Genomic DNA, 13,925 nt, shown 5'->3' on the forward strand with positions numbered 1-13,925 from the left:
GTAATGCATAAGCCCTATAACGTCGTTCTGCTGACGTTGGACCGCCACGCGGCGGGCCCTGCCGCGCGTGCGGCACCGGGGCTTGCGGATGACTTTCCCGGTCTGGCGCTGCACATTCACGCCGCTGCCGAGTGGGGCAAGGACGAAGACGCGCTGGCAGATGCAAAAGCAGACATCGCAGCCGCCGACATCATCGTGACATCAGTCATCTTTCTCGAAGATCACATCAAGGCGATCCTGCCCGACCTCAAGGCGCGGCGCGATGCCTGCGACGCGATGGTGGGCATCATCGCCGATCAGGAAATCGTCCAGCTGACCAAGATGGGCGATCTGGACATGATGCGTCCTGCGACTGGGGCGATGGCGTTGCTGAAAAAGCTGAAGCCTGCCAAGAAATCCGGCAATGCGGGCGCAGGCCAGATGAAGATGCTGCGCCGCATTCCCAAGATCCTGCGCCTGATCCCCGGCAAAAGCCAGGACCTGCGGGCGTGGTTCCTGTCGATGCAATATTGGCTGGGCGGGTCCGACGACAACATCGACAGCCTGGTGCGGTTTTTGATCTCGCGCTATGCGGTACGGCCCGAATGGCGCGGCACGGTCGCGAAAGCGCCCGTGGAATATCCCGAGGTCGGGCTTTATCATCCCGATCTTCCGGGACAGCGCATCACGACAGATCTGGCCGATCTGCACCTCAAGGGCACGGGCCCCACCATCGGCTTGCTGATGCTGCGCAGCTATATTCTGGCCAGCGACACGGCCCATTACGATCACGTGATCCGCAGCTTCGAGGCGCGGGGGCTGCGCGTGATCCCGGCCTTTGCCGGCGGACTGGACGGACGCCCCGCAATCGACGCGTTCCACAAGGGGCGCATCGACGCCATCGTCTCTCTGACCGGCTTTTCGCTGGTCGGCGGCCCTGCGTACAACGACACCGACGGTGCCGTTCGCGCGCTGAGCGAACTGGACGTGCCCTATGTCGCGGCGCAACCGCTGGAGTTTCAGACTCTTTCGCAATGGGCAAACGGCGGTCAGGGCCTCAGCCCGATCGAGGCCACCATGCTGGTCGCCCTGCCCGAGATCGACGGCGCAACCAACCCGACCGTCTTTGCCGGACGCCATGCCCCCGAAGGCTGCCAGGGCTGCGCGCACCGTTGCGCGGCGCAGGGTATGGTCAAGGCGATGGCACCCTGCATCGAGCGTATCGACGCGCTGGTCGAGAAATCAGAGCGTCTGGCCCTGCTGCGCCGCAAGAAGAATGCGGACAAGACCGTGGGCATCGTTCTGTTCGGATTTCCACCGAACGCAGGGGCCGTGGGCACCGCCGCCTATCTGTCCGTCTTCGAAAGCCTGCACAACACGCTGCACCAGATGGAGCGGGACGGCTATGACATCCAGCCGCCCGCGACCGTCGACGCTCTGCGCGATGCAATCCTGCACGGCAACGCGCAGACCTATGGTCAGGATGCCAACGTCGCGGCGACCGTCAGCGCGGATACCATCGTGTCAGGCACGCCGTGGCTGGACGAGATCGAAGCCTCCTGGGGGCCTGCCCCCGGACGCGTTCAGTCGAATGGACGCGAAGTCTTTGTACTGGGTGCGCGCTTTGGCAAGGTCTTTGTCGGCGTTCAGCCCACGTTCGGCTATGAAGGCGACCCGATGCGGTTGCTGTTCGAGCGCGGCTTTGCGCCGACGCATGCCTTCAGCGCGTTCTATCTCTATCTGAAAAACGACCTGCGCGCCGATGTGGTCCTGCACTTCGGGATGCACGGCGCGCTGGAATTCATGCCCGGCAAGCAGAACGGTCTGGGTGGCAAGGACTGGCCCGAGCGGCTGATGGGCAATCTGCCCAATGTCTATCTCTATGCCGCCAACAACCCGTCCGAGGCGACGCTTGCGAAACGCCGCAGCAATGCCGTGACGATCACGCATCTGACGCCGCCGCTGCAGTCGTCGGGGCTTTACCGTGGATTGGCAGATGTGAAGGACAGCCTGACCAAATGGCGCGGGCTGAGCGTGGATGACGCAGGCCGTGCGGAACTGGAAGAGCTGATCCGCGCCCAGGCCGAGATCGTGCACCTGGACGGCAGCGATCTGAACACGCTCTGGCTGAAACTGCTGGAGACCGAAGCGGCCCTGATCCCAGACGGTCTGCACATCGTCGGCCGCGCAATGTCGCCCGAGGCTGTCGAGAACACGCTTGCGCTGATGAGCTTTGACACCAAGGCAGAGCGCGAGACTGCGCGCGGGCACCTGTCGCGCAACGTCGAGCTTGAGGCGCTGATGCGCGCGCTGAACGGCCAGTTCATCAAGCCGGTGCCCGGCGGCGACGTGATCCGCGCGCCCGAGATCCTGCCCACGGGCCGCAACATTCATGCCTTCGATCCGTTCCGCATGCCCACCGCCTTTGCCATGGCCGACGGCGCCCGTCAGGCGCAGGAGTTGCTGGACACCCACGCAAGCCTGCCCAAGACGGTTGCACTGGTGTTGTGGGGGTCGGACAATATCAAATCCAACGGCGGCCCGATCGCACAGGCGCTGACCCTGATGGGCGCAAAGCCGCGGTTCGACACGCACGGACGGCTGTGCGGGGCCGATCTGGTTTCGCTGGCCGATCTGGGCCGCGCGCGTATTGACGTGGTGATGACGCTGTCGGGTATCTTCCGCGACCTGCTGCCGCTGCAGACCAAGCTGCTGGCCGATGCGGCGTTGCAATGCGCGATGGCCGACGAGCCGCTGGATCTGAACCCGATCCGCGCGCACGCGCTGGCCTTTGCCGAAACGCAGAAATGCGATCTGAAAACAGCTGCCCTGCGGGTCTTCTCGAACGCCGAAGGAGCCTATGGCTCGAACGTCAACCAGCTGGTGGACAGCTCTGCCTTCGAAGACGAAGGCGATCTGGCGGACGCCTATCAGGCGCGCAAGAGTTTCGCCTATGGCACCGACGGCGAGACATCGCAGCAATCCGAGCTGTTGCAAGACACGCTGCGCACCGTCGATCTGGCCTATCAGAACCTTGAATCGGTCGAACTTGGCATCACCACGGTCGACCATTATTTCGACACGTTGGGCGGCATTGCCGCCGCCGTCAAACGCGCCAAGAACGGGGCAGAGACGCCAATCTACATCGGGGACCAGACCCGCAGCGGCACCAAGGTGCGCAGCCTGCAGGACCAGGTAGCGCTGGAAACCCGCGCCCGCAGTCTGAACCCGAAGTTCTACGAACCGCTGCTGAAACACGGCCACGAAGGTGTGCGCACCATTGAGGCACAGATCACCAACACCGTCGGCTGGTCTGCGACCACCGGCAAGGTCGAACCGTGGATCTACCGCGAACTGTCCGAGACCTTTGTGCTGGACGACGTCATGCGCAAACGGCTTTCGGAGCTGAACCCGCAGTCTTCCATGCGCATGGCAAACCGCCTGCTGGAAGCCTCGGACCGCGCCTATTGGACACCCGATGCGGCGACGCTGGCCGCGTTGCGAAACGCGGCGGACGCGATCGAAGACAGACTAGAGGGCATTGCAGCCGAATGACCCAAACTTTTGGAAAGGGACCAAAATGAGCCCACTCGATAGAAACATACCCATCTTCGGAGGGGACGGAGAAGGTTCCGTTCAGGTACATCAGGACGAAAGCGCCAAGATTGAAGGCGCGAAGGTCTTTGCCGTCTACGGCAAGGGCGGCATCGGCAAATCGACCACCTCTTCGAACCTGTCGGCAGCTTTTTCCAAGCTGGGCAAACGCGTTCTGCAGATCGGCTGCGATCCCAAGCACGACAGCACCTTTACCCTGACGGGCCGATTGGTGCCGACGGTGATCGACATCCTGAAAGACGTGGATTTCCATGCCGAGGAACTGCGCCCAGAGGACTTCGTGTTCGAAGGCTACAACGGTGTCAAATGCGTCGAAGCGGGCGGACCGCCTGCAGGCACGGGCTGCGGCGGCTATGTCGTCGGGCAGACCGTCAAACTGCTCAAGCAGCATCACCTGCTGGAAGACACCGACGTGGTGATTTTCGACGTGCTGGGCGACGTGGTCTGCGGCGGCTTTGCGGCCCCCCTGCAACACGCCGACCGCGCGCTGATCGTGACCGCCAACGACTTCGACAGCATCTATGCCATGAACCGCATCATCGCGGCGGTCGAGGCGAAATCGTCGAACTACAAGGTGCGTCTGGCGGGATGCGTCGCCAACCGCTCCAAAGATACCAACGAGGTAGACCGCTACTGCCAGACGGTGGGCTTCAACCGGCTTGCGCACCTTCCCGATCTGGATGCCATCCGCCGGTCGCGCCTGAAGAAGAAGACGTTGTTCGAGATGGACCTCGATGACGATATCGCCGCCGTTCAGAAGGAATACATCCGTCTGGCCGAGACCCTCTGGGGCGGCACCGAACCGATGGCACCCAAGTCGCTGCCGGATCGTGAAATCTTTGATCTGCTGGGTTTCGACTGATGACATATGAAGCCACCCGCAACCGTGTCGAAACTTATTTCGACACCACGGCCACCCGCACATGGGAGCGTCTGACATCCGATGCCCCCGTGTCGGGTATCCGCGCCACCGTGCGCGCAGGCCGTGACCGGATGCGGGATTTGCTGATTGCGCAATTGCCGCACGACCTTCAGGGCGCGCGCATTCTGGACGCGGGCTGTGGCACGGGTGCCCTGGCCTGCGAACTGGCCATGCGCGGTGCAGACGTTGTCGGCATCGACATTTCGCCCCGCCTGATCGACATCGCGCAAAAGCGCCGTCCCGCCCATGTGGCAGGGTCGCTGCGTCTGGAAGCGGGCGACATGCTGGACCGGGGGCTGGGCCGGTTCGACCACATCATCGCGATGGACAGCCTGATCTATTATTCCGCCGCCGACATTGGCCGCATCCTGGACGATGTGGCACCGCGCGTCGGCATGAACATGGTCTTTACCGTCGCCCCGCGCACGCCCCTGCTGATGGCGATGTGGCGCATGGGCAAGCTGTTTCCGCGCACGGATCGCTCGCCCACGATGGTGCCGCACACACCCGCCGCAATCGCGGCCCAAACCCGCGGCAAGATCCGTCCAGTCGAGCGGGTCACATCCGGTTTCTACATCTCCCAGGCCCTGGAATTCCGCCCATGATCCGCAAGCGCTCGATCAAAGCCATGACGCTGAAGATGCTGCCCTTTTCGGATGCGGCCAGCGAGGGTTTGCCGCTGTCGCAACTGCTGCGTCTGTCGCTGTTCCAGATTTCGGTCGGCATGGCCGCCGTGATGCTTTTGGGCACGCTCAACCGGGTGATGATCGTGGAACTGTCGGTTCCCGCCATGATCGTGGCCGCGATGATCGCCATTCCGGTTCTGATCGCTCCCTTCCGCGCGCTTTTGGGTTTCAAGTCCGACAACTACCGCTCGGCCATCGGGTGGAAACGCATTCCCTATCTCTGGTTCGGCACGCTCTGGCAGTTCGGCGGGCTGGCGATCATGCCCATGGCCTTGTTGGTGTTGGCGGGCGACAGCGCAATTGACGCGGGCAGTTTCGGTCAGGCCGCAGCGGCGCTTGCGTTCCTGCTGACCGGCCTTGGCATGCACATGACCCAGACTGCGGGCCTTGCGCTGGCTGCGGACCGCGCAACCGAAGAAACCCGCCCAAAGGTCGTCTCGCTGCTCTATGTCATGTACCTTTTGGGTATGGGTCTTTCCGCCGTGATCATCGGCACCCTGCTGCGCAACTATACATCCCTGCTGCTGGTGCAGGTCGTGCAGGGGGCCGCCGTTGTCACGATGGTGCTGAATGTCATCGCACTGTGGAAGCAGGAGAAAATGTCGCCGATGACCAAGGCCGAGCGCGCGGCCGAGCGCCCGATCTTTCTGAACGCATGGGCCGATTTCACCAGGGAAAACGACGTGCTGCGTCTGATCTTCACGATCTTCGTCGGCACCGTGGCATTCAACATGCAAGACGTGCTGCTGGAACCCTATGGCGGCGAAATCCTTGGGCTGTCGGTGTCATCCACGACGTTGCTGACCGCGATGTGGTCTGCCGGCGCGCTTTTGGGGTTTGCTCTGGCGGCACGTTGGCTGGCACGCGGCACCGATCCATTTCGCATCGGCGGGAGGGGTCTGGTCGTTGGCATCGTCGCGTTCAGCTGCGTGTTGCTGTCGGCACCGATGGCATCGCCTGTCTTGTTTTTCGTAGGAGCGGCGCTGATCGGTCTGGGTGGCGGCCTCTTTGCAGTGTCGACCCTGATGGCCGCCATGACGATCAAGGTCACCGGTTTTGCCGGTCGTGGCCTTGCCTTGGGTGTCTGGGGCGCGGCGCAGGCGACAGGTGCCGGGCTTTCGATTTTCATCGGCGGAGCGATCCGCGATCTGGTGAACACCGCCGCCGCAAACGGCACACTCGGTCCCGCGCTTACAGAGCCGTCCACGGGATACTCCGCCGTCTATCAGCTCGAAATCATACTGCTCTTCATCACCCTCATCGCCTTAGGTCCGCTGGTGCGGACGCGTGGGCTTCACTCCAATGAATCGGTCAAGCTTGAGCTGTCCGATTTCCCCACCTGATCTGAAAAGGAGATCCCCATGGTTGGCACCGAATCTTTTGGAAACTTTGACCTCGCCAGCGCTGCGATCTGGATGTTCTGGATCTTTTTCGCCGTGCTCGTCTATTACCTGCAGACGGAAAACATGCGCGAAGGCTATCCGCTGGAAAACGACCATGGCGGCGCAGCGCCGAACCAGGGGCCGTTCCCGGTTCCCAAGGACAAGACGTTCCTGCTGCCCCATGGCCGTGGGTCGCTGACCGTCCCGTCAGGCCAGCACGGTGACCGCGAGGGCCTGGCACTTGAGCCCACGTCGAAAACCGCAGGCTCGCCGTTCATCCCCACGGGCAATCCGATGGCAGACGGCGTCGGCCCTGCCTCCTGGGCACCGCGCCGCGATGTGCCCGAGCTTGACGCGCATGGTTTGCCCAAGATCAAACCGATGTCGGCCCTGCCCGATTTCAAGATCTCGGGTGGCCGCGATCCACGGGGCAAGGCCGTGGTCGCGGGCGACGGCGAGGTGGTTGGCCGCGTCATCGACATGTGGGTCGATGTGCCCGAACAGATGGTGCGCTTTGTGACCGTCGACCTCAATCCCGAGGGCAGCGGCCAGACCCGGCTGATCCCGATCAACTTCTGCAAGATCCGCGGCGACCGCGTCACCGTGCGGTCGATCTACAGCGGCAACTTTGCCGGTGTGCCGACGCACAGAGGTTCCGATCAGATCACGCTGCTCGAAGAAGAAAAGATCATGGCCTACTACGGCGGCGGCACGCTTTATGCCGATCCTGCCCGTCTGGAAACACAGCTTTAACAAACGCGCCGGGCCTCAGCCAAGGCCCGGCTTCTGAACACAGGGGCACGGAAAATGGACAATGATGATTTCAAGTTCGAACCGGTTCGGGGACTGCCCGAAGCACTGCCGGCAGACGAGCACATTCTGTGGCAAGGCCAGCCCAATGCGCTGCGGCTGGCCAAGGACGCATGGAAGCTGAATTGGGTTCTGGGCTATTTTGCAGTGCTTGCCGTCGGACGGGTGATCATTTCAAGCGCGGACGTATCGCTGACCGTCGCGATGGCACACGGGTTGCCGTTCCTGCTGGCGGGTGTGATCGTCGGGCTGATGCTTCTGGGCCTTGCCACGGTTCAGGCGCGCAGCACCGTCTATACGCTGACCAACAAACGCGCCTGCATGCGCATCGGTGCAGCGTTGACCATGACGCTGAACCTGCCCTATGTCTGCATCGGCAACGCACAGGCGCTGGTGCGCAAATCGGGTCTGGGCACCATCACGTTCGAGATGATCGGCGATGCGCGCATCTCTTACCTGATGACCTGGCCGCATGTGCGCCCCTGGCACATCACCCGAACACAGCCTGCGTTCCGCGCCATTGCGGATGCTGCCCGTGTCGCCGCGATCTTTGCCGACGCAGCAGAAACGCGTGTTTCCCAACCCCAGATCACCCGCATCAGCCCGGCGAACGCGCCCGCTGCCGATGCGATTGCGGCGGAGTGAGCAGCATGGACATCAAGACGACATACGCACTGTCGAAACAGATGAAGCACCCGCAGCGCAACCTTGTGCCCAAGTTCATGGTGCAGGGTATGTTCGCGCTGATGCTCTCCACGCTGGCGTTGGTCAGCTACGCATCGCTCAGCGGTCGTGCCGTGGGATCGGTCGTGCCCCACAGCGACATCGTTCGCGAGATAACGGTCACGTTGGACGGGTCGCGCAGCGACGGCGTGGCGGTGCTAGACAGCACGGGCACGCAGATCGCCCACTCCACCAAGGAAAAATCGGGATTCATCGACGTTGTTTGGGTCTCGGTCAATCGTGAACGCACCGTTCATGGTGTCGCCTCTGATGCGCCGGTCCGCGTCGTGCGCCGCGCCAATGGCCTTGTCGCCGTGATTGATGACACCACCGGCTGGAAGATCGAATTGATCGGATACGGCCAAGACAATGTCGCAGCCTTCGCCAGGCTCGTCGACTGAACCACCAAGCCAAAAGGGACAAACCAATGGGACTTCTGACAAGATCGAAAGAAACCGCACCCTGCACCGTCACGATATCGCATCGTTTCGAGGAGCTGTCGGCACATGTGAAATTCAACAACGGGGCAGTCGTGAACCCCGGCGATTCCGTTCAGGTACACGGCGCCGAGATCATGGCACCCTATGGTGAGGTGGTCGTCGAGGACCGCACCGCCACGATCATCCGTGCCTCGAAAATCGAGCAGATGTGGACACGCGCAACCGGCGATTTCGAGTTCATGGAATTGTGCGAATTCTCGTTCTCCGAGGAGGTCCTGTCATGAACGCACATACTCAAACCCCGAGCCATTCGGCCTATGCCAACACCGCGGAAGAGGCGATTGCAGCGCAGGACGCGCTGGATCAAGGCGTCATGACATCGGATGCAGCGACTGAAATCGCCATGCAGAACACGCTGCTGACGCCGCGGTTCTACACCACCGACTTCGAGGAGATGGATGCGATTGACGTGACGCCCGTGCGCGAAGAATGGGACAAGCTGATTGCGCAGATGAAGTCCGACCCCAACAAGGGCCACTTCAAGAAGACCGATGAATGGGAAGCGGACTGGGAGGGGATGGAACCCGCGCTCAAGGCCGAGTTCATCGACTTTCTGATCTCATCGTGCACCGCTGAATTCTCGGGCTGCGTGCTCTACAAGGAGATGAAGCGGCGCGGGTCGAACGTGGACATCACCACGCTGTTCCAGCTGATGGCCCGCGACGAAGCGCGCCATGCCGGTTTCATCAACGACGCCCTGCGCGAAGCGGGTGTGCGGGTGAACCTGGGATTCCTGACCCAACAGAAGAAGTACACCTATTTCCGGCCCAAGTTCATCTACTACGCGACCTACCTGAGCGAGAAGATCGGCTATGCGCGCTACATCACCATCTTCCGCCACCTTGAGGAACACCCCGACAAGCGGTTCCACCCGATTTTCAAATGGTTCCGCGAATGGTGCAACGACGAGTTTTCCCACGGCGAGGCCTTTGCCCTGCTGCTGAAGACCGACCCCAAGCTGACGCAGTCGTTCTCCAACAAGCTGTGGATCAAGTTCTTTCTCACGGCGGTCTATTCGACCATGTGGGTGCGCGACCACCAGCGGCCCCTGTTCCACGAAGCGCTTGGCGTGGATGTCACCTGGTACGGGCAGGAAGTGTTCCGCAAGACCTCCGAAATCTCCAAGCAGATATTTCCGATGACGCTGGACATCGACCACCCGCGCTGGCGTCCCAATCTGGACCGGATGGAAGCCGCATCGCGGCAGGTGGCGGCTGGCAAGGCGCGTGGCGGCGTGGGCGGGACGATCACGCGCATCGGCGGCATGGCCAAGGCGACCTATGCCTTTGCAGCGCTCTACACGATCCCTGCGCAAAAGCATGTGGTTCCCGCCAATCCTCGCATGCAGCCTGCCTACTGATGTTGGGCAATCCCTGGATAGCAGCGCTTTTCGCGGTTTTCACCTGGTGGTTCTTTACGGGACTCATCTTGCTGATCGTGCGTCAGGCGGACCGCTCCGGGGCGCGCAACCACGGCTTGCTGGTTGCGCTGTCGTCCCCGCTGTTCGCCGCTGGCGTGGCGGGGATGGTGGTCTCTTCACAGGCCATGACGGTGATGAACGTCTATATCGCGTTTCTGTCGGTGATGCTGGTCTGGGGCTGGATCGAACTGGCGTTTCTGTCAGGGGTCATCGCAGGCCCCGAGCGCCGCCCCTGCCCCGCCGGGCTGACCGGCTGGGCGCGGTTCAACCGGGCGTGGCACACGCTGTCCTATCACGAACTTCTGTTGTTGATGGGCGTGCTGGTCGTGACCGTGGCCACCTTCGGCGCGGCAAACGAAGTCGCCTTTTGGTCCTATCTGATCCTGTTCGGCGCGCGCATATCGGCCAAGCTGAACCTCTTTTTCGGCGTTCCGCGCATCAACACCGAATTCGTACCGGCACGTTTGCAGCACCTGAAAAGCTATTTCCGCCAAGGCAGTGCAACCCCGGCCTTCGGCATCGGCATCGCGGTGCTCAGCCTGGCCACCGCCTATCTCGGCACGCTGCTGATCGGGGCCGAAGCCGCCCCTTTTATCGCCGGTTTCGCCCTGCTGACCTCGCTCGCCGCGTTGGCAACCCTTGAACATTGGCTGATGGTGATCCCGCTGCCCGATGCAAAACTCTGGCGCTGGATGCTTCCATCGCTTTCCGTGACCACAAAGACAGGACAGTCCCATGAACTTTGACACGCTTTTCCAGAACCAGATTGATGACCTGAAAAAAGAGGGCAACTACCGCTATTTTGCCGAGCTTGAGCGGAAATGTGGCAAATTTCCCCGTGCAGCCAATCATGTGGATGGCGAAAAGCGCGAGGTGACGGTCTGGTGTTCGAACGACTATCTGGGCATGGGCCAACACCCGAAAGTCGTCGATGCCATGTGCGAAGCCGTCCGGCGCACCGGTGCCGGTGCGGGGGGGACGCGCAACATTTCCGGCACGAACCACGATCATCTGCTGCTGGAAAAGGAACTGGCCGATCTGCATGGCAAGGAAGCGGCGCTGATCTTCACCTCGGGCTATGTGTCGAACTGGTCGTCGCTGTCGACGCTGGGCAGCCGGTTGGAAAATTGCGTCATCCTCAGCGACGCGGGCAACCACGCCTCGATGATCGAGGGCATCCGCCACTCCAAGGCGCGCAAGGTTATCTGGAAACACAACGACGTGGCCGACCTTGAGGAAAAGCTGCGCGCCATTCCGGCGAACTTTCCCAAGATCGTCGCCTTCGAGAGCGTCTATTCGATGGACGGCGACATCGCCCCGATCAAAGCCATCGTCGAGATGGCCGAGAAATACGGGGCAATGACCTATATCGACGAGGTCCACGCCGTCGGAATGTACGGCGCGCGCGGTGGCGGCGTGTCGGAAGAACTGGGGCTGGCGCACCGCATCACCCTGATCGAGGGCACGCTGGGCAAGGCGTTCGGCTGCGTCGGCGGCTATATCACCGGGTCGGTGGCGCTCTGCGACTTCATCCGATCCTTTGCCAGCGGGTTCATCTTCACCACCGCCCTGCCGCCCGCCGTGGCCGCAGCGGCCCGCACGTCGATTGCACATCTCAAGGTCAGCTCGGTCGAGCGCGAAGGCCAGAGACGGCAGGTTGCGCGCTTGCGCGCAGCACTGGACCATCAGGGCATTCCCCATATGTCCAACGACAGCCATATCGTTCCCGTGATGATCGGCGATCCGGTCAAGACCAAGATGCTGGCAGATCACTTGATGGACGTCTGGGGTATCTACGTGCAGCCGATCAACTACCCTACGGTCCCCAAGGGCACCGAGCGGCTGCGCTTCACGCCGTCGCCGCTGCACACGGACGCAGACATTGATTACCTGATTTCAGCGCTGACCTTCCTGTGGAAGCAATGCGCGATCTCGCACAGCGTCAACGTGGCCTGAGCCTGTCAGAAAACCGAATGATCGCCGCGCTGCACGTGGCGATCACCGGCAATCACCTGCGCGTAGTAGTCGAAGAGGGTGTCCGAGCCGAAAGACGGTGTCGCATCGGCGTCGTAACGCCCTGTCTGCGGGTCGAGAACCAACATGGATTCAGCGGCGTAATAGCGCCCGATGCGTTCAAGGTCGGCCTTGTCCCGCAGCCTTGCGCTGACCAGACCGCCCGCGCGCAACACGCAGGATATTCCGTCCAGCAGCGCAAGGGGCACGTGCCGAAACTTTGGGGGCTTGCCCAGCAACCGCGCCAGTGCGTTGCCCTGATCCAGCGGAGTGATCGCAGGACCCGGCCCGCCGATGGGCAGGATCTGGTTGTGCCGCGCGGGATCACCGATGCATCCGGCGATGAACCGCCCCAGATCATCGTCACTGATCGGTTTGCACGCGGTCAGCGTGCCATCACCGAACACCAGAAACGCCTTGCCCTGGCGCACCCGGTCGATCTGGCCTGAGAGCGATTTGAAGAACGCCGTCGGTCGGATGATCGAATAGGTCATGCCCGAAGCGATCAACGCCGCCTCGAATGCCAGTTTGGCGTATTGGAACTGAAGCCGTGGTTTTTGCACGCAAATGGCCGAGAGCAGGATGAATTGCGTGGCACCCATAAGCTGCGCGAGTTTCAAAATCTCCAGATGTGCCTGATGGTCAATCGCCCAGGCATCGCGTGGCGTGCCGGTGCGTGACGCAAGGCAGGACACCACAACATCGAACTGCTGGTCTTTGAAATGATCCGGCAGACTGCTGAGGTCGATGGATACCTGACACACTGACCCATCGAAAAGGTCCGGCTGTTCACGCCGCACGGCGCAGGTCACCACGTGTCCCGCATGAAACAATGCGCGCACAACGCCCTGCCCCGCGGTGCCGGTGGCCCCGAACACAAGAACGCGCTTTGTGGATGTCAGCACCACGGCGTTACGCAGCGCGCCAGTCAAAGAACCCATCGCCTGCCTGAGCCAGCAACTTGCGCGCCATGCTGCGCCCTGCCTCTGCGCCGTCTTCGACGGGAACGGTCATGTCGTCGCCAATCGCTTCCGACCCGTCGGGGCGCAGCACTTCGCCGCGCAGGCGCAGAGTGCCGCCGTCAAGCTCGGCCAGGCCCGCAATCGGGGTTTCGCAGGACCCGTCGAGCGCGGCCAGAAACGCGCGTTCGGCGGCCAGCTGCTGGCCCGTGGGTCCGTGATGGATCGCGGCCAGCATGTCCGCTGCGCGCGGATCATCTGCGCGGCGCTCGATTCCGATGGCACCCTGCGCGATGGCGGGCAGCATGTCGTCCACCGCAATCGCGACCTTGGGCACGTCGTGCATGTTCAGCCGGTTCAGACCCGCCATCGCCAGAAAGGTCGCGTCGGCCACACCATCGGCCAGCTTTTTCAGGCGCGTCTGGACGTTACCACGAAACTCGACAACCGACAGATCGGGGCGGCGCAGCTTGACCTGTGCCTGACGCCGCAGGCTGGAGGTTCCCACGACACGGCCCAATCCAAGGTTGGACAATGCGCCACCGTCCAGCGAGATGAACGCATCGCGCACGTCTTCACGCGGCAGATAGGTGTCCAGCAGCAGCCCACCGGGCTGGGCCACGGGCATATCCTTCATCGAATGCACGGCAATGTCGATGGACCCGTCCAGCAAGGCCTGCTCGATCTCGCGGGTGAACAGGCCCTTGCCGCCGATCTCTTTCAGCGGACGGTTCTGGATGCGGTCCCCGGTGACCGAAATCACCTCGATGTGAAACGCTTCCGGCGGCAAATTGAATGCCGCCGCAAGACGCGCGCGTGTCTCGAAGGCCTGAGCCATCGCCAGGGGCGACCCACGGGTGCCGATGTTCAGAGGGTGGGCGGGTGAGGGCAAGGAATATCGCATATGTCCTCTCTA

The 13,925-nt window shown here is 62.2% G+C and carries 13 protein-coding genes; 11 read left to right on the top strand and 2 right to left on the bottom strand.

What is annotated here, in order from left to right; all coding sequences use genetic code 11:
* Positions 1-3: 3 nt before the first annotated feature.
* Genes NTA49_RS01465 through hemA form a run of 11 tightly spaced genes read left to right on the top strand, consistent with a single transcriptional unit; the run spans position 4 to position 11,993 of the window.
* On the top strand, positions 4-3,534 hold the full coding sequence (locus tag NTA49_RS01465) for a magnesium chelatase subunit H (RefSeq protein ID WP_258292870.1): 3,531 nt from the start codon (positions 4-6) through the stop codon (positions 3,532-3,534).
* A 25-nt stretch (positions 3,535-3,559) separates the two neighbouring features.
* Positions 3,560-4,456 (top strand): ferredoxin:protochlorophyllide reductase (ATP-dependent) iron-sulfur ATP-binding protein, encoded by an 897-nt coding sequence (bchL, locus tag NTA49_RS01470; RefSeq protein WP_258292871.1) that lies wholly within the window; start codon positions 3,560-3,562, stop codon positions 4,454-4,456.
* Positions 4,456-5,121 (top strand): magnesium protoporphyrin IX methyltransferase, encoded by a 666-nt coding sequence (gene bchM / locus NTA49_RS01475; RefSeq protein WP_258292872.1) that lies wholly within the window; start codon positions 4,456-4,458, stop codon positions 5,119-5,121. The genes bchL and bchM overlap by 1 nt, the downstream gene beginning before the upstream one ends.
* Positions 5,118-6,545: a PucC family protein gene (locus NTA49_RS01480; protein ID WP_258292873.1), complete on the top strand. Its 1,428-nt coding sequence runs from the start codon at positions 5,118-5,120 to the stop codon at positions 6,543-6,545. The genes bchM and NTA49_RS01480 overlap by 4 nt, the downstream gene beginning before the upstream one ends.
* Positions 6,546-6,563: 18 nt before the next feature.
* On the top strand, positions 6,564-7,337 hold the full coding sequence (puhA, locus tag NTA49_RS01485; protein ID WP_258292874.1) for a photosynthetic reaction center subunit H: 774 nt from the start codon (positions 6,564-6,566) through the stop codon (positions 7,335-7,337).
* A 54-nt stretch (positions 7,338-7,391) separates the two neighbouring features.
* A complete protein-coding gene (puhB, locus tag NTA49_RS01490) occupies positions 7,392-8,039 on the top strand; it encodes a photosynthetic complex putative assembly protein PuhB (protein ID WP_258292875.1) in 648 nt (215 codons plus the stop codon).
* Between the two features lie 5 nt (positions 8,040-8,044).
* A complete protein-coding gene (gene puhC / locus NTA49_RS01495; RefSeq protein WP_258292876.1) occupies positions 8,045-8,518 on the top strand; it encodes a photosynthetic complex assembly protein PuhC in 474 nt (157 codons plus the stop codon).
* Positions 8,519-8,544: 26 nt separating this feature from the next.
* A complete protein-coding gene (locus tag NTA49_RS01500) occupies positions 8,545-8,841 on the top strand; it encodes a hypothetical protein (protein WP_258292877.1) in 297 nt (98 codons plus the stop codon).
* Positions 8,838-9,977, top strand: coding sequence for a magnesium-protoporphyrin IX monomethyl ester (oxidative) cyclase (gene acsF, locus NTA49_RS01505; protein ID WP_258292878.1), 1,140 nt, complete (start codon positions 8,838-8,840; stop codon positions 9,975-9,977). The genes NTA49_RS01500 and acsF overlap by 4 nt, the downstream gene beginning before the upstream one ends.
* Positions 9,977-10,783 carry a putative photosynthetic complex assembly protein PuhE gene (puhE, locus tag NTA49_RS01510; protein ID WP_258292879.1) on the top strand — a complete coding sequence of 269 codons (807 nt, stop codon included), beginning with the start codon at positions 9,977-9,979 and terminating at the stop codon, positions 10,781-10,783. The genes acsF and puhE overlap by 1 nt, the downstream gene beginning before the upstream one ends.
* The gene (gene hemA / locus NTA49_RS01515) at positions 10,773-11,993 is read left to right on the top strand and encodes a 5-aminolevulinate synthase (RefSeq protein WP_258292880.1); all 1,221 of its coding nucleotides are present in this window, start codon (positions 10,773-10,775) and stop codon (positions 11,991-11,993) included. Before puhE ends, hemA begins: the two co-directional genes overlap by 11 nt.
* A gap of 5 nt (positions 11,994-11,998) precedes the next feature.
* Here hemA and NTA49_RS01520 read toward each other — a convergent pair whose 3' ends face one another.
* Both NTA49_RS01520 and hemC read right to left on the bottom strand, forming a co-directional pair.
* Positions 11,999-12,991: an NAD(P)H-binding protein gene (locus NTA49_RS01520; RefSeq protein WP_258292881.1), complete on the bottom strand. Its 993-nt coding sequence runs from the start codon at positions 12,989-12,991 to the stop codon at positions 11,999-12,001.
* Positions 12,963-13,913, bottom strand: coding sequence for a hydroxymethylbilane synthase (gene hemC / locus NTA49_RS01525; protein WP_258292882.1), 951 nt, complete (start codon positions 13,911-13,913; stop codon positions 12,963-12,965). Before hemC ends, NTA49_RS01520 begins: the two co-directional genes overlap by 29 nt.
* Positions 13,914-13,925 lie beyond the last annotated feature (12 nt).

Source organism: Pseudosulfitobacter koreensis, from assembly GCF_024733015.1.
Classification (GTDB): domain Bacteria; phylum Pseudomonadota; class Alphaproteobacteria; order Rhodobacterales; family Rhodobacteraceae; genus Pseudosulfitobacter; species Pseudosulfitobacter koreensis.

What these genes read in the sequence shown, in the direction of transcription:
- NTA49_RS01465 (WP_258292870.1), top strand. Translation starts at nt 4, where the DNA reads ATGCATAAGCCCTATAACGTCGTTCTGCTGACGTTGGACCGCCACGCG.
- bchL (WP_258292871.1), top strand. Translation starts at nt 3,560, where the DNA reads ATGAGCCCACTCGATAGAAACATACCCATCTTCGGAGGGGACGGAGAA.
- bchM (WP_258292872.1), top strand. Translation starts at nt 4,456, where the DNA reads ATGACATATGAAGCCACCCGCAACCGTGTCGAAACTTATTTCGACACC.
- NTA49_RS01480 (WP_258292873.1), top strand. Translation starts at nt 5,118, where the DNA reads ATGATCCGCAAGCGCTCGATCAAAGCCATGACGCTGAAGATGCTGCCC.
- puhA (WP_258292874.1), top strand. Translation starts at nt 6,564, where the DNA reads ATGGTTGGCACCGAATCTTTTGGAAACTTTGACCTCGCCAGCGCTGCG.
- puhB (WP_258292875.1), top strand. Translation starts at nt 7,392, where the DNA reads ATGGACAATGATGATTTCAAGTTCGAACCGGTTCGGGGACTGCCCGAA.
- puhC (WP_258292876.1), top strand. Translation starts at nt 8,045, where the DNA reads ATGGACATCAAGACGACATACGCACTGTCGAAACAGATGAAGCACCCG.
- NTA49_RS01500 (WP_258292877.1), top strand. Translation starts at nt 8,545, where the DNA reads ATGGGACTTCTGACAAGATCGAAAGAAACCGCACCCTGCACCGTCACG.
- acsF (WP_258292878.1), top strand. Translation starts at nt 8,838, where the DNA reads ATGAACGCACATACTCAAACCCCGAGCCATTCGGCCTATGCCAACACC.
- puhE (WP_258292879.1), top strand. Translation starts at nt 9,977, where the DNA reads ATGTTGGGCAATCCCTGGATAGCAGCGCTTTTCGCGGTTTTCACCTGG.
- hemA (WP_258292880.1), top strand. Translation starts at nt 10,773, where the DNA reads ATGAACTTTGACACGCTTTTCCAGAACCAGATTGATGACCTGAAAAAA.
- NTA49_RS01520 (WP_258292881.1), bottom strand. Translation starts at nt 12,991, where the DNA reads ATGGGTTCTTTGACTGGCGCGCTGCGTAACGCCGTGGTGCTGACATCC.
- hemC (WP_258292882.1), bottom strand. Translation starts at nt 13,913, where the DNA reads ATGCGATATTCCTTGCCCTCACCCGCCCACCCTCTGAACATCGGCACC.